The organism is Streptomyces sp. ADI95-17 (assembly GCF_003846175.1).
Taxonomy (GTDB): domain Bacteria; phylum Actinomycetota; class Actinomycetes; order Streptomycetales; family Streptomycetaceae; genus Streptomyces; species Streptomyces sanglieri.
Genome location: NZ_ML123053.1, coordinates 128,260 through 152,106 on the forward strand (window position 1 = coordinate 128,260; position 23,847 = coordinate 152,106).

General features: G+C 71.4%; 21 protein-coding genes. 18 read left to right on the forward strand and 3 right to left on the reverse strand.

What is annotated here, in order from left to right:
- The 7 genes from EES42_RS39755 to trpD form a co-directional block, all read left to right on the forward strand.
- Nucleotides 1–807: acyl-CoA carboxylase subunit beta (locus tag EES42_RS39755; protein WP_277426169.1), on the forward strand; the 807-nt coding region annotated here is incomplete at its 5' end.
- A 239-nt stretch (nt 808–1,046) separates the two neighbouring features.
- The gene (locus EES42_RS39760; protein ID WP_124723084.1) at nt 1,047–4,058 is read left to right on the forward strand and encodes an AfsR/SARP family transcriptional regulator; all 3,012 of its coding nucleotides are present in this window, start codon (nt 1,047–1,049) and stop codon (nt 4,056–4,058) included.
- A 142-nt stretch (nt 4,059–4,200) separates the two neighbouring features.
- Nucleotides 4,201–5,235: a 2,3-diaminopropionate biosynthesis protein SbnB gene (gene sbnB / locus EES42_RS39765; protein WP_124723085.1), complete on the forward strand. Its 1,035-nt coding sequence runs from the start codon at nt 4,201–4,203 to the stop codon at nt 5,233–5,235.
- Nucleotides 5,236–5,247: 12 nt separating this feature from the next.
- The gene (locus EES42_RS39770; RefSeq protein ID WP_124723086.1) at nt 5,248–6,783 is read left to right on the forward strand and encodes an anthranilate synthase component I family protein; all 1,536 of its coding nucleotides are present in this window, start codon (nt 5,248–5,250) and stop codon (nt 6,781–6,783) included.
- Nucleotides 6,780–7,412, forward strand: a complete 633-nt coding sequence (locus EES42_RS39775; RefSeq protein ID WP_124723087.1) for an anthranilate synthase component II — start codon at nt 6,780–6,782, stop codon at nt 7,410–7,412. The genes EES42_RS39770 and EES42_RS39775 overlap by 4 nt, the downstream gene beginning before the upstream one ends.
- Before the next feature lie 191 nt (nt 7,413–7,603).
- A complete protein-coding gene (locus EES42_RS46910; RefSeq protein WP_241196885.1) occupies nt 7,604–7,930 on the forward strand; it encodes a hypothetical protein in 327 nt (108 codons plus the stop codon).
- A 20-nt stretch (nt 7,931–7,950) separates the two neighbouring features.
- The gene (gene trpD, locus EES42_RS39780) at nt 7,951–9,069 is read left to right on the forward strand and encodes an anthranilate phosphoribosyltransferase (RefSeq protein WP_241196886.1); all 1,119 of its coding nucleotides are present in this window, start codon (nt 7,951–7,953) and stop codon (nt 9,067–9,069) included.
- 91 nt (nt 9,070–9,160) lie between these two features.
- On the opposite strand, the gene EES42_RS39785 is transcribed toward trpD, so the two are convergent.
- The 3 genes from EES42_RS39785 to EES42_RS39795 all read right to left on the reverse strand — a co-directional run bounded on the left by EES42_RS39785 (nt 9,161) and on the right by EES42_RS39795 (nt 12,736).
- Nucleotides 9,161–10,513 (reverse strand): cation:proton antiporter, encoded by a 1,353-nt coding sequence (locus EES42_RS39785; protein ID WP_241196887.1) that lies wholly within the window; start codon nt 10,511–10,513, stop codon nt 9,161–9,163.
- Entirely contained in the window at nt 10,500–11,036 is a 537-nt protein-coding gene (locus EES42_RS39790) for a flavin reductase family protein (RefSeq protein ID WP_124723090.1), read from the reverse strand. The genes EES42_RS39785 and EES42_RS39790 overlap by 14 nt, the downstream gene beginning before the upstream one ends.
- Nucleotides 11,037–11,122: 86 nt before the next feature.
- A complete protein-coding gene (locus EES42_RS39795) occupies nt 11,123–12,736 on the reverse strand; it encodes a tryptophan halogenase family protein (protein ID WP_124723091.1) in 1,614 nt (537 codons plus the stop codon).
- Between the two features lie 212 nt (nt 12,737–12,948).
- Here EES42_RS39795 and sbnA point away from each other — a divergent pair, with 212 nt between their 5' ends.
- The 11 genes from sbnA to EES42_RS39850 all read left to right on the forward strand — a co-directional run bounded on the left by sbnA (nt 12,949) and on the right by EES42_RS39850 (nt 23,785).
- A complete protein-coding gene (sbnA, locus tag EES42_RS39800; protein WP_124723092.1) occupies nt 12,949–13,998 on the forward strand; it encodes a 2,3-diaminopropionate biosynthesis protein SbnA in 1,050 nt (349 codons plus the stop codon).
- A gap of 151 nt (nt 13,999–14,149) precedes the next feature.
- Entirely contained in the window at nt 14,150–14,413 is a 264-nt protein-coding gene (locus EES42_RS39805) for an acyl carrier protein (RefSeq protein ID WP_124723093.1), read from the forward strand.
- The gene (locus EES42_RS39810; protein ID WP_124723094.1) at nt 14,410–15,702 is read left to right on the forward strand and encodes a beta-ketoacyl-[acyl-carrier-protein] synthase family protein; all 1,293 of its coding nucleotides are present in this window, start codon (nt 14,410–14,412) and stop codon (nt 15,700–15,702) included. The genes EES42_RS39805 and EES42_RS39810 overlap by 4 nt, the downstream gene beginning before the upstream one ends.
- A 35-nt stretch (nt 15,703–15,737) precedes the next feature.
- Entirely contained in the window at nt 15,738–16,832 is a 1,095-nt protein-coding gene (locus EES42_RS39815; protein ID WP_124723095.1) for a beta-ketoacyl synthase N-terminal-like domain-containing protein, read from the forward strand.
- A gap of 62 nt (nt 16,833–16,894) precedes the next feature.
- Complete coding sequence (gene fabG / locus EES42_RS39820; protein WP_124723096.1) at nt 16,895–17,638, forward strand: 3-oxoacyl-ACP reductase FabG; 744 nt, start codon at nt 16,895–16,897, stop codon at nt 17,636–17,638.
- 35 nt (nt 17,639–17,673) lie between these two features.
- A complete protein-coding gene (locus tag EES42_RS39825) occupies nt 17,674–18,390 on the forward strand; it encodes a 2-hydroxychromene-2-carboxylate isomerase (RefSeq protein ID WP_124723097.1) in 717 nt (238 codons plus the stop codon).
- A complete protein-coding gene (locus EES42_RS39830; RefSeq protein ID WP_124723098.1) occupies nt 18,387–19,850 on the forward strand; it encodes a condensation domain-containing protein in 1,464 nt (487 codons plus the stop codon). Before EES42_RS39825 ends, EES42_RS39830 begins: the two co-directional genes overlap by 4 nt.
- Complete coding sequence (locus EES42_RS39835) at nt 19,847–21,022, forward strand: FAD-dependent monooxygenase (protein ID WP_124723099.1); 1,176 nt, start codon at nt 19,847–19,849, stop codon at nt 21,020–21,022. Before EES42_RS39830 ends, EES42_RS39835 begins: the two co-directional genes overlap by 4 nt.
- A 153-nt stretch (nt 21,023–21,175) precedes the next feature.
- Nucleotides 21,176–22,084, forward strand: coding sequence for an aminoglycoside phosphotransferase family protein (locus tag EES42_RS39840; protein ID WP_124723100.1), 909 nt, complete (start codon nt 21,176–21,178; stop codon nt 22,082–22,084).
- A 266-nt stretch (nt 22,085–22,350) separates the two neighbouring features.
- On the forward strand, nt 22,351–23,199 hold the full coding sequence (locus tag EES42_RS39845; RefSeq protein WP_124723101.1) for an alpha/beta fold hydrolase: 849 nt from the start codon (nt 22,351–22,353) through the stop codon (nt 23,197–23,199).
- 367 nt (nt 23,200–23,566) lie between these two features.
- On the forward strand, nt 23,567–23,785 hold the full coding sequence (locus EES42_RS39850; RefSeq protein ID WP_124723102.1) for an MbtH family protein: 219 nt from the start codon (nt 23,567–23,569) through the stop codon (nt 23,783–23,785).
- Nucleotides 23,786–23,847: the final 62 nt, after the last annotated feature.

A 23,847-nucleotide genomic window follows, 5' to 3' on the forward strand; every position in this document is an offset into this window, starting at 1 on the left:
TCCAACAACCGGCAGGACCCGCCCGTCCAGCCCACCCGCGACCCCGCCGACCGGCGCAACGACGGGCTCCTGGACCTCGTGCCCCTCGACGGCAACCGCCCGTACGACATGCACAAGGTGATCGAGGAGATCGTCGACGACGGGGACTACCTGGAGATCCACGAGCGCTGGGCCCGCAACATCATCTGCGCGATGGCCCGGCTCGACGGCCAGGTCGTCGGCATCGTCGCCAACCAGCCGCAGTCGCTGGCCGGGGTGCTGGACATCGGCGCCTCCGAGAAGGCCGCCCGCTTCGTCCAGATGTGCGACGCCTTCAACATCCCCATCATCACGCTGCTGGACGTACCCGGCTTCCTGCCCGGCGTCGACCAGGAGCACGGCGGGATCATCCGGCACGGCGCCAAGCTGCTGTACGCGTACTGCAATGCGACCGTGCCCCGGATCTCCCTCATTCTGCGCAAGGCGTACGGCGGTGCGTACATCGTGATGGACAGCCAGTCCATCGGCGCGGACCTGACGTACGCCTGGCCCACCAACGAGATCGCGGTGATGGGTGCCGAGGGCGCCGCCAACGTCATCTTCCGCAGGCAGATCGCCGCCGCCGAGGACCCGGAGGCGATGCGCGCCCGCATGGTCGAGGAGTACCGGACCGAACTCATGCACCCCTACTACGCCGCCGAGCGCGGGCTCGTGGACAACGTCATCGACCCGGCCGAAACCCGGGAGGTGCTCGTCAAATCCCTGGCGATGCTCCGCAACAAGCACGCCGACCTGCCCTCCCGCAAACACGGAAACCCCCCGCAGTAGTCTCTCCGACGGGTCCGATCGCAGCCGATCGGACCCGTGCGGATGTGACCGCATATGACAGGTAAACGGTCCCGGACGGTGTGCCCGCGCCCGGTGCCGGAAACCGGCCACCGAGAGTTCGTCGCCGATCACCCGTTTCGAACTCCTGGACGGGTAATGTGATCCCGGAATTCCTCGGGGTGGGGGAAACGGGAGGCCCGGTGGGGGAACGGTTCTTATTCAAAATCCTTGGCCCACTCATGGTGACGTCGGGCGAGCGAAAGGTGGTCATCGGCGGGGCACGTCAACGGACCACGCTCGCTCTGCTGTTGCTCAATCCTGGCCGAACCGTGCCGGTGGACACTCTGGTGCACGAGGTGTGGAACGGGAATCCGCCCGCCACCGCCCGTACCCAGATCGCCATCGTCATCGCCGCGCTCCGCAAGACGTTCAAGGCGCAGGGCGCGGCCGACGACACCATCGTGACCGCGCATCCGGGCTACCTCCTCGACGCCGAGAGCCACTACATCGACTCGGTGGAGTTCACCGCACTCGTCGCCCAGGCGGAGACCGACGCACGGGAGCAGCGCCTGGAGGACGCGGCGGGCCGGTACCGGCGCGCCCTCGACCTGTGGCGCGGGCCCGCGCTCGCCGGGGTGTCCGGGCTGCTCGTCGAGGAGGAGGCCGGCCGTCTCGGTGAGTACCGGCTCAACGCCTACGACGACGCCACCGCCGTCCAGCTGGCGCTGGGGCGCCACTACGAGCTGCTGCCCGAGCTCGGCGGTGTCGTGCAGGAGAACCCGCTGCGCGAGCGGACCCGGTACCACCAGATGCTCGCCCAGTACCGGGCGGGCCGGCGCGCCGAGGCCATGGAGTCCTACCGGGAGGCGCGCGAGCAGTTCATCGAGGAGCTGGGGCTCGAACCGGGCCCGGACCTCCAGGAACTGCACGACCTGATCCTGCGCGACGACCCGTCGCTGACCCCGGCCGACGGACCCGTCTCCATCGCGGCCGAGGCCGCGATGCCCGATGTCGTCGTGGTCCCCTCCGAACTGCCGCCGGACGTCCCGGGGTTCACCGGCCGCGAGAGCGAACTCGCGGCCCTGGACGCGCTGATGATCGAATCCGGGGCGGCGCTCCAGACACCCACCGTCGGCCTGATCACCGGTGTCGCCGGGGTCGGCAAGTCCGGCCTCGCGCTGCGCTGGGCGCACCGGGTCGCCGACGACTTCCCCGACGGGCGGCTCTTCGCGGACCTGAGGGGCTACGACGAGCAGCACGAGCCCGCCTCCGTCGCCGACGTCCTCGGCCGCTTCCTGCGCTCGCTCGGGGTGCCGGGGCAGCAGATCCCGGAGGCGTTGGAGGAGCGGATCGCGCTCTACCGCAGCCTGCTCACCGAACGCCGCGCGCTGATCGTCCTGGACAATGTGCGCACCCACGCCCAGGTCGTCCCGCTGCTGCCGGGCAGCGGCGCCAGCTGTGTGGTCGTCACCAGCCGCGACCAGCTGGAGCAGCTGGTGACCTGGCCCAAGGAAGCCCGCGTCCACCTGGGCGTACTGCCGCCCGGCGCGGCCGTCGAACTCGTCGCCAAGATCGCCGGCGAGGAGCGGATCGCCGCCGCCCGCACGGACGCGACCCGCCTGGTCGAGCTCTGCGACCGGCTGCCGCTCGCCCTGCGCATCGCCGCCGCACGCCTCGCGTCCAAGCCGCACTGGTCGGTACGGCACCTGGTGGCCAGGCTCAGCGACGAGCGGCGCAGGCTCGACGAGCTGAGCCAGGGGGAGTCCCGGGTCCGGGCCGGATTCGAGCTCAGCTACCGCTACCTCTCCGTCGACGCGGCCCGCCTCTACCGCCGCCTCGGCCTCGCCGACGTACCGGACTTCACCTCCTGGGTGGCCGCCGCGCTGCTCGATGTCGACGTGATCGACGCGGAGCTGCTCCTGGAGGACCTGGTGGACACCCAGTTCCTGGAGGTCGTGGGCGTCGACGCGACCGGCCGGCTGCGCTACCGCTTCCAGAACCTGCTGCGCCTGTACGCGGGGGAGCGCGCCCGGGACGAGGAGTCGGACGAGGCCTGGCACGACGCCTGCCGCCGGGTCTTCCGCACCGCCCTGACCATCGCCCGCGAGGCCCACCGCAGGGAGAGCGGCGGGGAGTTCAGCATCGTGCACAGCGGCACCGAGCCGGCCACCATCGACACGGACCTGCTGGAGGAGCTGCTCGCCGACCCGCTGGCCTGGTTCGAGGCGGAGCGGCTCTGCCTGGTGGGCATGGTCGAGCAGGCGGCCCGGATGGGCATGGCCGATCTGGCCTGGGACCTCACGGGGTCCGCGTCCGTGCTCTTCGAGACGCGCAGCTACGTGGAGAACTGGGAGAGCTGCGCCGTGCACGCCCTGGACGCGGCCCGCGCCGCCGACGACCGCCTGGGCCAGGCGGTCATGCTGCACCACACCGGGGCCGCCGCGCTGATGCGGCAGAGCATGGACGAGGCGAAGGCGCGCTCCGAGGAGGCGCTGGAGCTCTACGGAGACCTGGACGAACGGCTGGGCCGGGCCCTGGTCCTGCGCAACCTCGCGGTCGTCCACCGTCTCCAGGGCGACCCCGACGCCGCGGCGGACCGGCTGCGCGGGGCCCTGCCCATCTTCCGCGAGGCCGGCGATCTGTCGTCGGAGTCGTCCGTCCTGCAGAACATGGCCCAGCTTGAGCTGGACCGGGGCAACTACGAGGCCAGCCTCGGCCACGCCCGGGACGCGGTACGGGTCGCGGAGTCCATGGACCCCGGTGCCTCGCGCAGCCTCGCCCAGTGCCTGTACCGGCTGGGCAGCGCGCAGCTCCTGTCCGGGCGGGCGGAGGAGGCCGAGGAGTCCTACCTGCGCGTGGAGGAGCTGTCCCGGGCGAAGGCCGACACCCACGGTCTCGCGCACGCCCTGTACGGACTCGGCCAGGCCCGGGTGGCGCTCGGCGCGCTCGAATCGGCCGAGACCGCGTACGTCCAGGGCCGCAAGGTCGCCCGCGGGCTCGGCAGCCCCGTGGTCGAGGGATCGATCCGGCTGAAACTCGGCGTACTCCTGCGGGAGCTGGGCCGGGACGAGGAGGCGCGGGCCGAACTCCTGGGCGCCAAGGAGCTGTTCACCCGCAGAGGGGCCACGCACTGGCAGGAGGAGGTCGCCCGGGAGCTCAGCGGCTCCCCGGAGATCTCTCCGGAAGTCTCCCCGGGGCTCGCGCCGGACCCTTCCCTGGAGCCTTCCGCGGGGGTGGGAATCGGCGAATAGGAAGAAAAGGACCGGCCATTTTTCCGAGGGCCGGCCACGGGCGGTGGGGCGGGGTCCGCTTAATCCGGCGATATCACGCCGATAAGGCGATTGCCTAGCGTCGTCACAGAAATTCGGTTTCCCGAGAGCTGTGGAGTCTGTGATGCCGCCTACCCCCGGGGTGCCCTCGTTCGCCGTGATCCCCGGCGCGCAGGTGCACCGAGTCCTCGACGGCCGGCACGAGGAAGTGGTCCGGCTGATCGAGTCGGCCTACCGCGTGCACGGCGGTGGTGACACGGTCAACCCGCCGTCCTATTTCCTGCGCTTCCCCGACCGCCCCACCTCACGCATCATCGCCCTGCCCGCCTCGCTCGGCGGCGACGCACCCGTCGACGGCATCAAATGGATCTCCAGCTTCCCCGAGAACGTGGCGGCCGGGATCCCCCGGGCGTCCGCCGTGCTCATCCTCAACGATCCGGCCACCGGCTATCCGCTGGCCTGCCTGGAGAGCTCCATCATCAGCGCGGCCCGCACCGCCGCCTCGGCGGCGCTCGCCGCGGACCGGCTCACCGAGGGGCGTGACCGGCCGCGCCGGATCGGCTTCTTCGGCACCGGCCTGATCGCCCGGTTCATCCACCAGTACCTCGCCGGTACCGGCTGGAGCTTCGAGGAGACCGGGGTGTACGACCTGTCGGACGAGCACGCCCGGGGCTTCGCCGAACACCTGGACCGCGAGGGCGACAACGGCAGGGTCACCCTGCACACCGGCCCCGAACAGCTGATCCGCTCCAGTGACGTCGTCGTCTTCGCCACCGTCGCCGGCGCCCCGCACGTCACCGACCCGGCATGGTTCACCCACAACCCGCTGGTCCTGCACGTGTCGCTGCGCGACCTGTCGCCCGAGGTGATCCTCGCGGCCACCAACGTCGTCGACGACATCGACCACTGCCTCAAGGCCGACACGTCCCCGCACCTCGCCGAACAGCTCAGCGGGAACCGGGAGTTCATCGACGGCACCCTGTACGACGTGCTCACCGGCGAGCTGAAGATCCCCGACGACCGGCCCGTCGTCTTCTCGCCCTTCGGGCTCGGCGTCCTGGACCTCGCGGTCGGCAGACACATCTACGACACCCTGCGCGCCGACGGCCGACTCGCCGTCGTGGACGACTTCTTCCACGAGATGCGCCGATACGGCTGAGATGAGACGACAGTGACCACTCTGCTCGACAGCCCGCCCCGGCCCGCAGGGCCCGGCCCGGGCCCCATCACCGTACGGGTGACGGAGACCCCCCTCGCCCCGCACGAACCGCTCGACCTGTACGCCGCACTGCGCGAACAGTCGGCGCACGACGTTTTCCTGCTGGAGAGCCGCGAAGGCCCCGGACAGTCCCCCGGGGCCACCGTCGTCGGCCACGGACTGCTCGCCGAGATCCGGGTGCACGCCGACCGGATCTCCGTCGACGGAGCCGAAACCGTCGTCGCCGCGGCCCTCGCGGCCGCCGACGGCCTCGGCCTCGCCCCCCGGCCCGGCAACGAACGCGGTCTCCTCCACGGCGACCAGGTCTGGCAACTGCTGCGCGCCGTCCAGAACCTGTTCACCGTGGAGACGAGCCGGCCGCACGACAGCTACGCCTTCGGCTTCCTCGCCACCTTCGGCTACGGCTCCGCCTGGCACATGGAGACCCTGCCCGAGCGGGGCGACCGCGACCACGGCGAACCCGACATCGTGCTCGGCCTGTTCCGCGAGACCATCTGGTACGGCCCGGAACCGGGCACCGTACGAAGACTCACCGCGCACAGCGAAGCCTTCCCCGGCCCGGCCCCCCTCGACCTGACCGAGGAGACCGTCCGGGCGGTCGCCGCCGTCGGCCGGGTCCCCGAGGTCCTGCCCGAGGCACCCCGGCCGCACTCCGTACGGGACACCTGCGACGAGCAGACCTTCCTCGCGCGGGCCCGGCGCTGCCTGGAACACATCGGCGTCGGCGACATCTACCAGATCCAGATCGGCCACCGCATCGACGTCGAATCCGGCCTCGAACCCTTCGAGGTCTACCGGCGGCTGCGCGGCCGCAACCCGTCCCCGTACATGTACCTCGTCCCGCGCGACGGGCGCACCGTGATCGGTGCCAGCCCCGAAGTGCTCTTCCGCACCGAGGGCGGCAAGGTCGTCATGCGGCCCATCGCAGGGACCGCGCCGCGCAGCGGCGACCCCGGCGTCGACGAGGCCCGGGTCGCCCGGCTCGTCGCCGACGAGAAGGAACGGGCCGAGCACGTCATGCTCGTCGACCTGTGCCGCAACGACGTCGGCCGGGTCTGCCTGCCCGGCACGCTGGAGGCACACGGCCTGATGACCGTCGAGACGTACTCGCACGTCTTCCACCTCGTCTCCACCGTCGAGGGCACCCTCGCCCCCGAGGACGACACCTGGTCCGTGCTGCGCGCCGCCTTCCCGGCGGGCACCGTCACCGGGGCGCCCAAGATCCGCGCCATGGAGATCATCGAGGAGCTGGAGAGCGAGCCGCGCGGCATGTACGCGGGCGCCGTCGGCCTCGTCGACCTGCGCGGCTGGAGCCAACTCGCCCTGTGCATCCGCACGATCGTGCACGACGGCCGCAGCGGCACCTACTCCACCCAGAGCTGCGCGGGCATCGTCGCCGACTCGTCCCCCGGGGCCGAGTGGCGCGAGACCCTGCACAAGATGGGCGCGGCCTACTGGGCGCTGACCGGTGAGGAGCTGCTGCCGTGAAGGTCCTGCTCGTCGACGCGTACGACAGCTTCACCCACATCATCGACCAGTACCTGCGCACCCTGGGCGCCGACACCGACGTCGTACGGTCGCACACCCGCACCCCGCAGCAACTCGCCGGCCTGGAGCCCGACGCGGTGGTCCTCGGCCCCGGGCCGGGCCACGCGGCCGACTCGGGCCACGTGGAGCTGGTGCGCACCTTCGCCGGTTCCGTGCCGCTGCTCGGCATCTGCCTGGGCCACCAGGCGATCTGTCTGGCGTACGGGGGCCGGGTCACGGTCGCCGAGCGGCTCAAGCACGGCAAGACCAGCCTCGTACGCCACGATGGCGCGGGGGTGTTCGAGGGGCTGGAGCCGGTGATGACCGCTACGCGCTACCACTCGCTGATCGCCGACGAACCGCTGCCGCCCCCGCTGATCGCCACCGCGCACGCCCAGGACGACGGCTATGTGATGGGGCTGCGGCACCGCACGCTGGCCGTGGAAGGGGTGCAGTTCCACCCCGAGTCCATCACCACCGTCGGCGGCCTGCGGCTCCTGGACAACTTTCTGACGGCCGCCCGCCGGGCCGGCCCCGCACGGGAGGAGACCGATATGCGGAACTCGCCGGCGGGATCGGTCGGAAATTGAGATCGACTCCCCGTCCGCACCCTCCGGATGGCTGGAATATTCGCGTCCGGATGGCGCTGAGCAGCGGTTATATCAAATATATTGCTGCGTCTGATGGGCGGAAGTCCCGGTGATAATGATTCGAAACAGGTCCTTCCTAATGTTCTGGATGTCGGAACGAACAGCAACAGTTCATAGGGGGAAAAGGAATCATGAAGCTCAATGCGATCACCGGGAAGATCCAGCAGACCGTAGTCGTGACGCTCGCCGGTGCGGCGATATTCGCCACCGTGCAGACCGTCTCGGAGGCCGGCCGGGCGGACCGCGTCGGCTCCTACACCACCGCCGCCGCCACGCCGCTGGACGACCCGTGGCACCCGAGCCCGGTGGCCGTCCAGGCATCGACGCTGGACGACCCGTGGCACCCCAGCCCGGTGACCGCTCAGGCATCGACGCTGGACGACCCGTGGCACCCCAGCCCCGTGGCCGCCCAGGGACCGACGCTGGACGACCCGTGGCACCCGGCGCCGAGCGCCTGACCCGAAGAAGGAGAAGACCAGTGAGCGCCACGACACCCGAACAGGACCGCTCCTGGCCCCCGTTGCTGGGGCAGGTGCTCGACGGCCGGGATCTGACCGCCGTCGACACCGCCTGGGTGATGGACCAGGTGATGCGGGGCCGCGCGACCGACGCACAGATCGCCGGCTTCCTGGTGGCCCTGCGGGCCAAGGGCGAGACCGTGGGCGAGCTCGAAGGGCTCGTACACGGGATGCTGGCCCATGCCGTACACATCGACGTGCCGGGGAGGACCGTCGACGTGGTGGGCACCGGGGGCGACGGGGCACACACGGTCAACATCTCCACGATGTCCGCGATCGTCGCGGCGGGAGCGGGGGCACGGGTCGTCAAGCACGGCAACCGTGCGGCGAGTTCGGCCTCCGGCTCCGCCGACGTACTGGAAGCACTGGGCGTCACCCTGCGGCTGCCGCCCGAGCGGATCGCCGCCGTGGTCGACGAGGCGGGCATCACCTTCTGCTTCGCGCCGGACTTCCACCCGGCGATGCGCCACGCGGCGGGGCCGCGCAAACAGCTCGGCATCCCGACCGTCTTCAACGCGCTGGGCCCGCTGACCAATCCGGCGGCACCCACCGCCCAGGCGGTCGGGGTCGCCGACGCCCGGCTGCTGCCGCTGATTGCCGGAGCACTGGCCCGGGCCGGCGGCCGGGGCCTGGTCTTCCGGGGCGACGACGGGCTCGACGAGCTCACCGTCACCACCACGTCCACCGTGCTGACCGTGGACGACGGCGACATCCGGCAGGAGCGGTTCGACCCGCGCGACGTGGGCATCGCGCTCGCACCGACGGCGGCACTGCGCGGGGAGGACGCCGCGTACAACGCGGCCGTCGCCCGGCGGATCTTCGACGGCGAGCGCGGACCGGTGCGGGACGCGGTGCTGCTCTCCGCGGGTGCCGCGCTCGTGGCGGGCGAACCGACCGGGGGCCGTACCGTCACCGAACGCCTGGGCTGGGCAGTGGAAGCGGCGGGCCGGGCGATCGACTCCGGCGCCGCGGCCGACACCCTCGAACGGTGGGTACGGGCCACCTCGGCCCCGTGCGCCCCGGTCGTCGAAGCCCCGGTCACCGAAGCCCCGGTCACCCGGGTCGCGACGGCGGCGTGACCGGGTAGTCGGGACGGGTGCGGATCGTGAACGGCGCCATGGCGGCACCTCCCGGGAGACCGGTGGGTACGGCCATGGCGCGTCCGCGTGGTCACCGGACGGTGGTGGGCTCCAGAGCCTTGTCCCGCTCCTGGCCCCGTTCCCGGTCCGCCGTGCCGGTAGCGGCAGGCTTCGCGCCGTCGAGGGCCGGAGGCTCGGACGCCGTCCGCGCGGACCCGCGGAACTTCTCGCGCCGGATCCAGGAGAGGGCCGGCGATGTGAGCCCCGTGGTGATCAGCGCCATCAGCACCAGCATGGTGAACAGATCGGGCCCGATCACACCGAGTTCGAGCCCCAGGTTCAGCACCACCAGCTCGGTCAGACCCCGGCAGTTCATCAACGCCCCGATCGCCAGGGAGTCGCGCCAGGACTGACCCGCCAGCCGGGCCCCGGCCGTGCTCCCGCCCCACTTGCCGAGCATCGCGACGGCGAGTATCGCCAGCGCCCACAGCCACTGGACCGGGTCGCCGGCCAGCAGCGAGACATCGGTGTGCAGCCCGGTGGAGACGAAGAACAGCGGCAGCAGCACCGGGACCGAGAACGCCCGCAGCCGCGCCGTGCAGCGTTCGATGACCATGGACCCCCGCGGAGTGACCAGGCCGAAGACGAAGGCGCCGAACAGGGCGTGCACACCGATCCGGTCGGTGGCCAGTGCGGAGAGGCACAGGCCGCTGAAGAGGACGACGAGGACCACACCGTCCACCGTCCGCTCGGCCCGATTCGCCCAGCGGGCGAGCAGCGGACGCAGCGCGTAGACCATGACGGCGAGGAAGACCGCGGCGAGCGCCGCCGTCGTCAGCGCCTCGGCCGGCGAACCGCTCGTCGACACCGCGACCACCGCCGCCAGCAGGCACCAGGCGGTCACGTCGTCGACCGCCGCGCACGCCATGGCCAGCGAGCCGATCCGGGTACCGACCAGGCCCCGGTCGGTGAGGACCCGGGCGAGCACGGGGAACGCGGTGACGCTCATCGACACGGCGATGAACAGCACGAACGGCAACCGGCCCACGCCCGGCGGCGCGAACGAGCCGAACATCGCGAGGGCCAGCAGCGAGCCCAGGACCAGCGGCAGCACAATGCTCGCCTGACTGACCGAGACCGCGGTCCCGCGATGGCCGCGCAACGTGCCGAGATCCAGTTCGAGGCCGATCAGGAACATGAAGGCCAGCAGGCCGATGTTGCCGAAGGCGCCGATGAACGGCAGCACCGAATCGGGGAACAGCCAGGCCTGCGCCTCGGGCGAGATCCAGCCCAGCAGCGACGGCCCCAGCATGATGCCGAGGGTGATCTCGCCGATGACCGGCGGCTGGCCGAGCCTGCGGAACAGCTGGGCGCCCGCCTGGCACACCAGGACGACCACCGGGATGGCGATCAGGAGATCGGGCAGGGGGTCACGTGCCGACACGGCCGGCTCCTTCCCTGGCGGCCGCCGTGGCGTCCGACCAGCGTGCGTAGCGGCGCCGCCCGTACAGCAGCGGCTGGGCGGAATCATCGGCGGTGAACCGCCGTACCTGCGCGAAGACCGTGGTGTGGTCCCCGACCTCCCGCGTACCGACCACCGCGCAGTCGGCGATGGCGAGCGCGGCGGCCGTCAGATGCGGGCCGCCCGCGCCCAGCGGCAGCCGCCACTCGCTCAGCGTGAACCGGTCGGGGTTGCCGGAGGCGAAGAGGTCGGAGGTGGCGTGCGCCCCCTCGTGCAGCAGGTTGAGTGCCAACTGCCCGCCGGCGAGCACGGCTTCGGTGGTGGGGCTCGCCGTGCGCAGGCAGATCACGAGCGTCGGCGGGGAGAGCGCCACGCTCGCCAGTGAGCTGCAGGTCATCCCGCGGGGCGTGCCGTCGGCGTCGAGCGTCGTCACCACGGAGACGCCGGAGGGGAAACTGCCCATCAGCGGGCGTATGTCGGCTTCCGGGACGGGCCGGTCGGTCATGGTTTCTCCTGTCGAAGACGTGTGCCGCGCGCCCGGCAGCCGGCCGGAGAGGGGTCCCGGCTGTCGGGCGACGCGGTGCGGCACGACTACTTGGCGTGCAGCCGAAGGAGCGCCTCGTGGGTGCTCGGCAGGGAGTTGAGGAGTTCCTGCTGCTCCTTCTTGACTTGGGTGAACATGGCCTGCGCGGCGGCCACGGACTCCGGCTTGTGGTAGAGGATCGGCAGCGGAGCGTCCGGCTCCAGACCGAGGCCGGCGAAGATGCAGTAATAGCGCTCGTTGGTCCAGAAGTTACGGAATTCGGCCTCGAAGTTCCCGTAGTACGTGGTGTCGTCCGTGGCCGCTGGATTGACCGGAAGGCCCGCCTTGTACGCGTCGATCTTCTCGCGGATGCTGGCCGGGAGTTTCAGCTCCTTGTTGGCGCGCCAGAAGGGCGAGTCGGTGCGCGGGGCGAAGTAGAAGTGCGTCTGGATGAAATCGCGGGTGTCGTCGAACATCACCTCGATTTCCTTGTTGAAGTTGTCGACCAGGGTCTGATTGAACGTCTTGTCCGGGAAGTGCTTGGCCAGCTGGTAGGCCGCGGCGGTGATGAAGTAGATGCCGGTGGACTCCAGCGGCTCCAGGAAGGCGCTGGAAAGGCCGATGCCGATGACGTTCTTCACCCAGGCACGGCGGTTGCGGCCGACCCGGAACTTCACGTGGTTGAACTTGGTGGTCTCCGGGTCCAGGCCCCACAGCTCGCAGAACTCGGCGGTGGCCTCCTCCTGCGTGGTGAAGCGGCTGGAGTAGACGTAACCGGTGCCGAAGCGGCCCGGCATCGGTATCTTCCACGTCCACCCGGAGGACATCGCGATCGCCGAGGTGTACGGCTCGACGCCGTTGGCCTCGTCGTCGTGCGGCACGGCCGTGGCGACCGCGCGGTCGCACAGCAGCTGGTCGCTCATGTCGACGAAGGGCTCCTCCATCGCCTGGTTCATCAGCAGGCTGCGGAAGCCGGAGCAGTCCACGAACAGGTCCGCGTCCAGGACCCGGCCCTCCTTGGTGTGCAGGGCCTTGACGAAGCCCCGCTCGTCCTTCTCGACCCGCGTCATCTCGTCCTGGACGTGGTTCACGCCCTGCTTCTCGGTGGCGAACCGGCGCAGGAAGTCCGCGACGAGCGCCGCGTCGAAGTGCCACGCGTACCGGGTCGGGGAGGTGCCGTCCAGGTGCCGCGGCGCCTTGTTGGCGTCCATCAGCGGCGCTTCGCGGAAGCAGGCGTAGTCGTAGGGCTCGTCCGTCTTCCCCTCGAACTTGTTCTTGAACCAGTAGTGCGACATCGGAATGTTGTCGTGCTCGGGGCTGATGCCGAACGGGTGGTAGAAGTGGTCCGGGCCGCCCTTGTCGAGCTCACGCGGACCGCTCTGGCCCTTGCCCGGAGTACGCCAGTTGATGAAGCGGACCGCCATCTTGTAACTGGCGTTGCACTCGCGCATCCACTCCTCCTCCTCGATTCCGAGGAAGTCGAAGAGAACACGGTGCAGATTGGGCACGGTGGCCTCGCCCACGCCGATGCGCGGAATGCTCGGCGCCTCCAGGACCGTGACGTCGACCGTGCTGTGGAGAGCCTTTCCGAGATAGGCGGCGGTCATCCAGCCGGCCGTACCGCCGCCGAGGATCACGACCTTCTTGATGGCTTTGTCTGTTGCGGTGGAGGTGCCCGTCATAACGAATTCCCTCTTCTGGCCGAAGTTGTGGTGTCGGAGCTGTGGGGATGGCCAGAATCGGCAGCGTCCCTACGGCACTTCTATAACCCGGAGGAAAAGGCCGAATGAGATCGCTGGGCGTCGGGATTTATGGAGGGCGTATAGCGTGCGGGCACAGCCTGGGACCTGTTGATTCCACACTCGTATCTCCCAGCAGAGGATGGCCGCATCACATGGCGCGCACAGAACGGGAGCCGGAGACGGGGCTGAAAGGCATCCTTTCCACTGTGGGAGGAACCCCGCTCGTAGAGCTCGAACGGTTGATGCCGGGGTTCACCTCGCGGGTGTTCGCCAAGGTGGAGCGTTTCAATCCCGGCGGTAGTGTCAAGGACCGCTCGGCGCTGAACATGGTGGCCACGAAGATCCGGTCCGGGGAGCTCGTCCCGGGCCGTTCGACGGTCATCGAGTCCAGTTCGGGGAACCTCGCGATCGGGCTCGCGCAGATCTGCGGCTACTACGGCCTGCGGCTCGTCTGTGTGGTGGACACCCGCACCACCCGGCAGAACATCGCGATCCTGCGGGCCTACGGGGCCGAGGTCGAGATCATCAGCGAGCCCGATCCGGCCACCGGGGAACTGCTGTCCGCCCGGCTGCACCGGGTCGCCGAACTCGTGGCCACCACCCCCGACGCCTACTGGCCCGACCAGTACGCCAACCCGCTCAACCGGCGGGCCCACGAGACCACGATGGGGGAGATCGCCGAAGCCCTCGACGGCAAGGTCGACCAGCTCGTCGTGGCCGCCGGCACCAGCGGCACGCTCGGCGGCTGCGCCGAGTACATCCGCCGGCACGGCCTCGGCACCACCGTCAACGCGGTCGACGCCCTCGGCAGCGTGCTGTTCGACTCACCCGTCGACTGCGCCCGCCTGGTGCCCGGCCACGGCGCGTCCGTCGCGCCCAAGCTGCTGCGACGGACCGACGCCGACCGGGTGGTGCACGTCGGCGACCTGGACTGCGTGGTGGGCTGCCGCACCCTGGTGCGCCGCGAGGCGATCCTGGCCGGCGGCTCGTCGGGCGCGGTCGTCGCGGCCCTGACCCGGCTCGCCCCCGGCATACCACCCGGCTCCAACGTGGTGATCGTGCTGCCCGACGGCGGCGACCGCTACCTCGACACGATCTACGACGACACCTGGGTGCAGCGGCACTTCGGGGACGTCGCTCACCTGTGGGACGGGCCGTCGGACGCCGGGTTCGTGGGCCAACTGGCCGATATAGCCCAGTAATAGCGCGTCACCGCAGGATTTCCTCACCAGCGAACAGTTCCAGAGAGCCGTTCCAGCGAGAAGTTCCGGTGAACAGCACCCGAGACCCGAGAAAACCCGACCCGAGAAACCCCGAACCGAGAAACCCCGAACCGAGACCCGGAGGCACCACATGACCACCCAGATCGCCGACCTCAGCACCGAGCGCAAGGCCGAGATCAAGGAGATCGTCTGCGACATCCTCGAACTCGAACTCGACGAGGTCACCGACATCAGCCTCTTCAAGGAGGAGCACGACGCCGACTCCCTGCGCACCATCGAGATCCTCGCCTCCATGGAGCGCAACTTCGGTCTCGTCCTGGAGCAGGCCGAGCTCAGCCGCATGGTCAACCTGGCGGGCGTGTACGCCGTGGTCGCGGAGGCCGAGGGAAAGTGAGCGGAGCGACGGGCGGCACGGCGCCGCACACGGCCCCCCGGCACCGGGTGGTGATCACCGGGCTCGGCGTGGTGACCAGCATCGGCACTGGAGTGGACGCCTTCGCCGACGGCCTGCGGGCCGGACGCAGCGGCGCCAAACCGATCGGCGCCTTCGACACCACGGGATTCGCGTACTCCAACGCCTGCGAGATCACCGATTTCGACCCCGAGGAGTGGCTGCGCGACATGGCGGCCGACGAGCTCGGCCGGGCCGCGCAGTTCGCGGTGGCCGGCAGCCGGATGGCGGTCGCGGACGCGGGACTCACCGAGGACGACGTACGGGCCAGGCGCACCCTGGTCTCGGTCGGCACCACCGACGGCGAGTCCCGCGACCTGGACCACCTGATCGGCCTTCAGGTCACCGAGGGCGAGGACCGGCTCGACGCCACCGTCGCCCGCCGGGTGTGGCCCGGCCGGCTCTCCGCCGGCATCGTCCGCGAACTCGGCCTGGAGGACGTGGAGACGGTCACCGTCCCCACCGCCTGCGCGGCCGGCAACTACGCGGTCGGCTCCGGCTACGACGCGATCAGCTCCGGTGACGTCGAGATGGCGCTCTGCGGCGGGGCCGACGCCCTGTGCCGCAAGACGTTCACCGGCTTCTACCGGCTCGGCACCATCGCTCCCGACGTGTGCCGCCCCTTCGACGCCGACCGGCAGGGCATCCTGACCGGCGAGGGCGCCGGGATCCTCCTGATGGAGTCCCTGGAGTCCGCGCTGGGGCGCGGCGCCCGCATCTACGCGGAGGTCCTCGGGTACGGGCTGTCCTGCGACGCGAGCCACCCGGTCGCGCCCGACCGGGACTCCATCGCGCGCTGCATCACCGCCGCCCACCGCAACGCCGGCATCGAGGCTTCCGACGTGGACTTCATCTCGGCGCACGGCACCGGCACCAAGGCCAACGACGTCACCGAGGTCGGCGCGATCCGGCAGGTCTTCGGCGACGAACTGCCGCGCACCGTGTCGATCAAGTCGATGATCGGCCACACCATGGGCGCCGCCAGCGCGCTGGCCGCCGCGGCCTGCTCCCTGGCGCTGCGGGAGGGCTTCATCCCGCCGACCATCAACCACCGCACGACCGACCCCGAGTGCGCGGTCGACTGTGTACCCAACGAGGCGGTCGAGGCCCGGCTGCGGGTCGTGCAGAACAACGGCCTCGCCTTCGGCGGGAACAACGCGGTCCTGATGCTCGGCCACTGGGACGAGAACGCCACCGAAACCCTGCCCGCCGACGCGACAGCGGCGGCCTGAACCGGCCCGACGCGGCCTGAGAGGAGTTGGACGGAATGTCAGCCGACGCGGTCACCACCGCGCATGACCTGGTCGTTTCGGGCTGGGCTGTGTCCTCCCCGTACGGGCTGGGCAGGGACGGGTTCACGGCCGGACTGCGCGAGGGACGGCGCGCCGTCGCCGCCCTCGACAGTGAGCAGTGGCCGGTGCCCTACGAAGAGGCCGGACTCATACCCGGCTTCGACATCAAGGCCGTACTCGGCCGCAAGGGCACCCGCTCCATGGACCGGGTCACCGCCATCGCCGCCACCACCGTGGGCATGCTCCTGGAGGAGTACGGGGCCGGCCTCGCCGCCGACCCCGAGAGCACCGGCCTGGTGCTCGGCACCTCCGGCAGCGTCCAGTCGATCATGGACTTCACCCGGGACGCGCTCACCGGAAAGGCGCCCTACCTGGTCGACCCCGCCAGGTTCCCCAACACCGTGATGAACTGCCCCACCGGGCAGAGCGCCATCCGGCACACGCTCAAGGGCCCCAACGTCACCGTCTCCGGCGGCGCCGCCACCGGGCTGCTCGCCCTCAACTACGCCTCCCGGCTGCTGCGCGGCGGCCACGCCACCGCACTCCTGGCCGGCGCCGCCGAGGAGTTCTCGGTGCAGCGCGCCCGGCTGGAGCAGGTCGCCGACCACGGCGGCAGCGCCGCCGAACCGCTCGGCGAGGGCGCGGCGCTCTTCCTCCTGGAGAGCGGGGCGGCGGCCCGGGACAGCGGCCGCACCGTCCTCGCCACCGTGCTCGGCTGCCGCTTCCGGGCCTTCCGGGACACGGGCCGTGCCTCCGCCGTCCTGAAGAGCTGCGTCGACGAGGTCCTGGCCGCTGCCGGGGCCACCGCCGACGACATCGCGCTCATCGCCCCCGGCACCCCGCCCGGCGTCTTCGGCAAGGAGGAGGCGGCAGCACTGGACGGCCTCGCCGCGCCTCGCCTCGCGGTCCGCCCCCTCATCGGTGACGCCACCGCGGCCGGTGCGGCCTTCCAACTCGCCGCCGTACTCGCCGAGTCGGCCGCCCGCCCGGAACTGGTGGACCGGCTCGCCCTGGTCACCGCGGTCGACCGGGACGGCACCGTCGGCGCGGCCCTGCTCCGCCTCGGCTGAGCCGCCAAGCCCTCCGCAATCCCCCGACTTCCCGCGCAGCACTCGCAGAAAGGCCACGCACCATGTCCGACACTCCCAGGCCGGTAGCCCTCGTCACCGGTGGATCGCGCGGCATCGGGCGTTCCGTCGTGGAGGTCCTGGCCCGCGACGGATACGACGTGGCCCTGTGCTACCAGTCCCGGACGGAAGCGGCCGAGCTCGCCGCGAAGGCGGCCCGGGAGCACGGGGCCCGGACACTGACCGGCCGCGTCGACGTCACCGACCGGGACGCGGTGCGCGCCTTCGTCGCCGAGACCGAGGACACCCTCGGCCCGGTCGACACCCTCGTCACCGCCGCCGGGATCGTCCGGGACAGCAACCTGGCCACGCTCGCCGACGACGACTGGGACGCCGTGGTGCGCACCAACCTCGACGGCACGTACAACTTCGCCAGGGCGCTCGTCTTCCCGATGATGAAGCGCCGCCGGGGCACCGTGATCACCCTCTCCTCGGTCGCGGCCCAGGGGCAGGCCGGCCAGACCAACTACTCGGCCTCCAAGGCCGGGATCATCGGCTTCACCAGGGCCCTCGCCAAGGAGGGCGGCCGGGCCGGGCTGCGCGCCAACACCGTGGCCCCCGGCTTCATCCGCACCGACATGACCGGCGGACTCTCCGAGAAGTACGCCAAGGACATGACCAGGAGCATTCCGCTCGGCCGGTTCGGGGAGCCCGAGGAGGTCGCCGAGCTGGTGGCGTTCCTCGCCTCCGACCGCGCCTCCTACATCACCGGACAGGTCTTCTCCATCGACGGCGGCCTGGTCGTCTGACACCCCGGTCCTCCCGTCATCCCAAGGAGTTCGCCATGACCGCCCGCACCACCAAGCCGCCCCGGTTCTACTTCAACCTGCGCAGCCCCTACAACTTCTTCGCCCTCGCCGACCTGGAGCGCGACCACCCGGAACTGCTCGACCGCGTGGAATGGCGCCCGTTCTGGGAGCCGGACCCGACCAGCGAGAAGCTCCTCACCGACGCCTCGCCCGGCGCTGAGTTCCCGTTCCACCCGATGTCCCGGGCCAAGCAGTTCTACATCCTGCGCGATGTGCGCAGGCTCGCCGCCGACCGCGGCCTGGCGCTGACCTGGCCGGTGGACCGCAAGCCCTGGTGGGAGCCGGCCCACCTGACCTGGTTCCTCGCCGAGCGCGAGGGACTCGGCCGCACCTGGGTCGAGCGCGCCGGGCGGGCCCGCTGGCTGGAGGGGCGAGACATCTGCGACCCGGACGTGGTGCGCGAACTGGCCGAGGAGATCGGCCTGGACGGTGCGGAGGTCGACCAGGCCCCCCACCACCCGCTGGTGCGCGAACAGGGCGTACGGGCGCTGCTCGACGTGCACCGCGACGGCGTCTTCGGCGTGCCGTACTTCATCAACGGCAGCGAGCCGTACTGGGGCCTGGACCGCGTCACCGACTTCGCCGCGTCCTTCGCCCCCGCCACCGTCCCCGCGGCCGCCGCCACCGAGCCGCCCGCCGTCCCCGCCGCCGGCCGGACCACCGACATGAGCCACGCGGGAGGCTGCGGATGAGCACCGTGACCGGCACCGACGAGCGCGCCACGGCCGAGGGAATCCTGCCGCTGACCGCCATCCAGGAAGCGATGTGGACCGCGTACCGCGTCGCACCCCAAAGCGCCTCCTACAACATCGTGATGCCGCTGCTGCTGCGCGGTCCCGTCGACCCGGCCGCCATGGCCGAGGCGGTCACCGCCGTCGGCGACCGGCAGGAACTGCTGCGCTCCGTCTTCACCGAGCAGGACGGCACCCCGGTCCGCAGCGCCGCCGAACGGGCCCTGGTCCGCATGGAGTTCAGGGATCTCGACGGAATCGACGAGGAGGGCCTGCGACGGGCCGCGGAGGAAGCCGGCGCCCGCCCCTTCCGCCTGGAGTCCGGCGCCTTCCGGGTCGTCCTGCTGCGCCGCTCCGACAACGAGTGGGCGCTGGTGACCGCCGCCCACCACATCGTCAGCGACTTCACCTCGCGCTGGCTGCTCGTCCGCGACCTGCTCGACGCCTACGCGGGCACCTCCACCGGCACCGCGCCGGCCTGGCGGCCCATCCCCGGCTCGTACACCGACCACGCCGCCGACGAACTGCGCCACATCGCCTCCGAGGCGGGGCGGCGCGGCGCGGACCGGTGGCGCGAGTCGGTCGCCGGGGCGCCCGCCGCGGAACTCCCGCTGGACCGGCCGCGACCCGTCGTGCGCTCGCTCCGGGGCGGCACCGTGGTCCGGGCGCTCGCGCCGGTCACCGCCCAGGGGCTCGACGCGGCGGCCAACGGCGCGGGCGTCACCCCCTTCGCGTATCTGCTCGGCGTCTTCCAGGCGCTCACCCACCGCTGGACCGGCCAGGAGGAATTCGTCCTCGGGGTGCCCGCGACCAGCCGGATGGGCAAGGCGCAGCGGGACGTGATCGGCTGCTTCCTCAACACCATGCCGGTACGGGCCGAGTTCGACGCCACCAGCACCTTCCGGAGCACCGCCGCGCTGGCCGGCGAGCGGGTGATGCGGGGCATGGTCAACGTCCGCTATCCCTGCGCCCTGGCCTTCCCGCAGGCCACCGTCTTCCGCACCGCGCTGTTCCTGGTCCAGATGGACCGGATGGACCCGCCGGTGCCCAACGTCCCGCCGGGGCAGGTCATCGGCCCGGCCGTGGCGTACAAGGGGCTGGACATCGCCCTGATCGACGTACCCCAGCAGGAAGGTCAGCTGGACCTGCTGCTGCGCATCGAGCAGACCCCCGACGGTGTCACCGCCGTCTTCTCGTACGACACCGACCTGCTCGACCGGGCCACGGTCGAGCGGTTCGCGGACGGCTACGAGCGGATGCTCGCCGCGGCCGTCGCCGACCCGGGCACCCGGATCGCCGACGTGGAACTGGCCGGACAGGACGAGACGGCCGTGCTGCTCGCCCTCGGCACCACCTCCTTCGACGACGTCGCCGATTTCGACGACTTCGAATCCTTCGAGAACTCCTGGGAACACCGATGACCATGCGCATCGCGATCGTGGGTGCGGGACTCGGCGGTCTGACGGCCGCCGCCGCACTGCACCACCGGGGCCTGGACGTCCAGGTCTACGAGCGGGGGGAGGAGCTGCGCGAGCAGGGCGTCGGCATGCACCTCGGCCCCAACGGCACCAGGCTGCTCCAACGCCTCGGCCTGGGGCCGGAGCTGGAGCGGTGCGCGGTGCGCCCCGAGGCCCTGGAGGTACGGGCCTTCCACAACGGTGCCACCGTGGCCCGTCAGGAGATGGGCGAGGCGTGGCAGCAGCGCTTCCGTGCCCCGTACTACACCGTGCACCGCGGTGACCTGCACCGGATGCTGTCCTCGCGGGTCCCCGCCGAGCGGGTGCACACCGGCAAGGAGCTCGTCCGGTTCGAGGAGACCGTGTACGGGGTCGTCCTGCACTTCGCGGACGGCACCGACGCCCACGCCGACGTGCTGATCGGCGCGGACGGCGTGCACTCGGCGGTCCGGCGCGCGGTCGCGGGCGCCGACGCCCCGGTCTACTCCGGCAACAGCGCCCTGCGCGGTGTGGTCGATGCCGCCGACCTGCCGGACCTGGACCCCGCGCTGATGTACATGTACGCGGGCCCCACCGCGCGCGTCCTGCTCTACCCGGTCGCCGGGGGCCGGCAGTTCACCTACGTCGTGGTGACCCCGGCCGCCGAGGGCGCCGCCGAGTCGTGGACCAGCGCGGGCGACCGCACCGACCTGGACGCCGTCCTGACGGGCTGGGACCCGGCCGTGCGCGCGCTCGCCGACGCGGCGGGCGAGGTGCGCCGCTGGGCGCTGTACGACCGCGAGCCGCTGGCGCGGTGGAGCACCGCCCGCACCACCCTGCTCGGCGACGCGGCCCACCCGATGCTCCCGCACCACGGACAGGGCGCCAACCAGGCCGTGGAGGACGCCGTGGCGCTCGCCGTCTGCCTCGAAGGGGCGGCACCCGGCGCGGACGGAGTCGCCGCCGCACTGCGCCGCTACGAGGAGGCGCGCCGGCCGCACACCACCCGTGTGCAGCTCGGCTCCCGCACCGGGCAGCAGCCGAAGGACGCCGCCGCGAACCGCCGCATCGACGCCGACAGCGTCGACTGGGTCCTCGACCACGACGTCGAGGCGGCCCTCGTCGGGCCGGAGAACCGGCTCCACCAGGCGGCCTGACGTGTAGTCGGGTCGCGTGCGAACAGGACCAGGGGTCCCTGGCGCTCTCCCCGCGCCAGGGGCCCCGCCATGCGTCCCACGCGCGTGTCCCGTCGCCTGCCTCGTTCGTAAAGTCACTGGCTTCCCGTTCGCTCCTGCGGTGAGATCTCCGATGTGACACTTCACGAGGATGAGATCCCGGTCGACGAGACGCTGGTCCGGTCACTGCTGAAGGCCCAGCGCCCGGAGTGGGCCGGCCTGCCGTTGTCGCCCGCGGGCGCGGGCACGGACAACACCATGTACCGGCTCGGCGATGACCTGCTCGTGCGACTTCCACGAACTGCCGACAAGGGACAGTCCGTGCGGAAGGAGCAGGAATGGCTTCCTCGCCTGGCGCCCTTCCTCACGTGTCCGATTCCCGAGGCCGTCCACGCCGGGACACCCACCGACGTCTTCCCTCTGGCCTGGTCGGTCCACCGCTGGATCGACGGTGCCGAGGCCGGCCCGGACACCGTCCGGGACTGGGCCGCCTTCGGAGCCGATCTCGCGGCGGTCGTGCGGGAGCTCCACGGCGTCGACCTCATGGGAGCGACTCGCGCGGATGACCTCAGCTGGTACCGGGGAGGCAGCTTGGGGCCGTGCGACCAGTGGATCGCCGGGTGTCTCGACGATTGCCGAACCACCGTGGGCTCCGAGCTCGACATCGACTCTCTGGAACAGTTGTGGCGAGCCGCGCTCGCACTGCCCGACCCCTCCGGCCCCCATGTGTGGCTCCACGGCGACCTCAAGCCGACCAACCTCTTGGTCCGGGAAGGCAAGCTCCACGCAGTCATCGACTTCGGAGGACTCTCGGTCGGCTTTCCCGACGCCGAGCACGCCACGCTCTGGGACCTGCCGCCACAAGCACGACAGGCCTACTGGGACGCATTGAGCCTCGACGACCCGACCTGGGCCCGTGCCCGCGCCTGGGCGATCGCGGTGGGCGTCAGTGGGATCTCCTACTACTGGAACACCTTCCCCTCCTTCGTCGCCGAGTGCCGAGCACGACTCGGGGCAATCCTCACCGATGCCGCTGCGCGTTGAGTGGCCTCCCCGGTCAGGGCTACGGAACCCGCGTGAAGTGGAGCATCTCGCCGCCATGCCCTGAGTCCGGCTCATCTCGCCGAACCCGCGCCGTCCTGGTCACCACGGCCTGGTGGTGCCGGGCATCTCGTACGCCTCCGGCTCCTCGGCCGTCATGGGCTGCCGGCAGCGATCACACATCATCGGCGGGTCTCCGGCCAAGAGCGATGCAGCCGGAGGCTTAGGCTCAAGGGAGTCGACGTTCCTCAGCTTCGGGAGGATGACCTGTGGCAGCCGTGCACGTGACCGTGTGGGACGACCGCGATCGGGTCGGAGGAGGCGGGGCCCCGACAGCTTCGGGGGCCCCGGCGGCCGCTGCTGCCCCCGCCCTCTTCATCCACAACATCTTTACCTGGGGCAGCGACCCCACGTACGGGTTCGCCGGGCAGCGGCCCCTCGCGGACAGCCGGCGGCTCCTCATGATGGATCGCCGGGGCTACGGCGACAGCCCGGACACCGCGTGCAGCGACTTCGACGTCGACGCCGAGGACGTCGTGGAGGTTCTCGGCGACGGGGCCTGCGCCGTGGGGCTCGGCGGCGCCCACCTCGTGGGGCACGGGAACGGCGCCGTCGCCGCGCTCATCGCCGCCGCGCGCCGGCCCGACCTCGTCCGCTCACTTGCCCTCATCCAGCCCTCCGCCTTCACCGCCGCCGCGCACCATCCAGTCGTCGCCGACCTTCTCGACCGGGTGCGCGACGGTGCCCCGGGCATCCCGGAGGGCATCACGCCGGAGCAGTATCTACGTGCGTCCACCGAGGGACTGGGGATGGCCGTGCCCGAGCCCACGCCGCGCCGGCTCCGTGCCGTCGCCACATCCATGGGGGAGCGGCCCATCTGGGAGGCGGAGATCCCGCTGGAGGCGGTCCGGGGTGCCGCCCTGCCGGTTCTGGTGATCTGCGGAACCTGGGAGCAGGCGCCGGCCACGTACCGCGAGCATGTGGGGCTCCCTCTCATGGCCGTGGCCGAGTCCCTCACGGACTCCCTCGGGGGCCGCCTCCTGCGGGTGCCCGGTTACTACCCGCACACCCAGGAGCCCGCCGCCGTCAACGCCGCCCTGCGGGAGTTCTGGGGCTGACCGGTTCCGCATCGGCTGCCGGTCCCGCGCGGCCCACTCCTGCCCGGCGGTGCGTCCACGGGGAGGGGTGGGAGGCGGACGCCACCGTCGACGGCCTCGCCGCGATCGCCCGCACCTGGTGACCTTCGCGTCCGCCGCCGCACCCGCGCCGTCCTCACCCCGGTCAACTTGACCTTCTCCGTCACCAGTCCCGGCAGACCGGACCGCCTGTGAACCGGGCGGGCGCATGAAGCAACTGCATTGGCCCGCCACGCCACGCCACGCCCCGCCGTGCCCCGGGCCCGGTGAATACATGGCCGGCATAGGGCCCGGATAGGGCGCCCTTCAAACATGGCCATAACCGACCACACAAAGGGGCGTCGAACTGATGAGCGAGCAGCGACAGACCGAAGAGACCCTGTACCGCGTCGTGCTCAACGACGAGGAGCAGTACTCGATCTGGTGGGCCGACCGCGCCCTGCCGGCCGGCTGGCACGCCGAGGGCGGCGAGGGCACCCGCGAGGAGTGCCTCGCACGCATCACCGAGATCTGGACCGACCTGCGCCCGCTGAGCCTGCGCCGGCGCATGGACGCCACCGCCGCCTGACCGTACTGGCCGCCGGATCCGAGGCCGGGCCCGACCCCCACCGCGCCGCCCGATCCCGATGG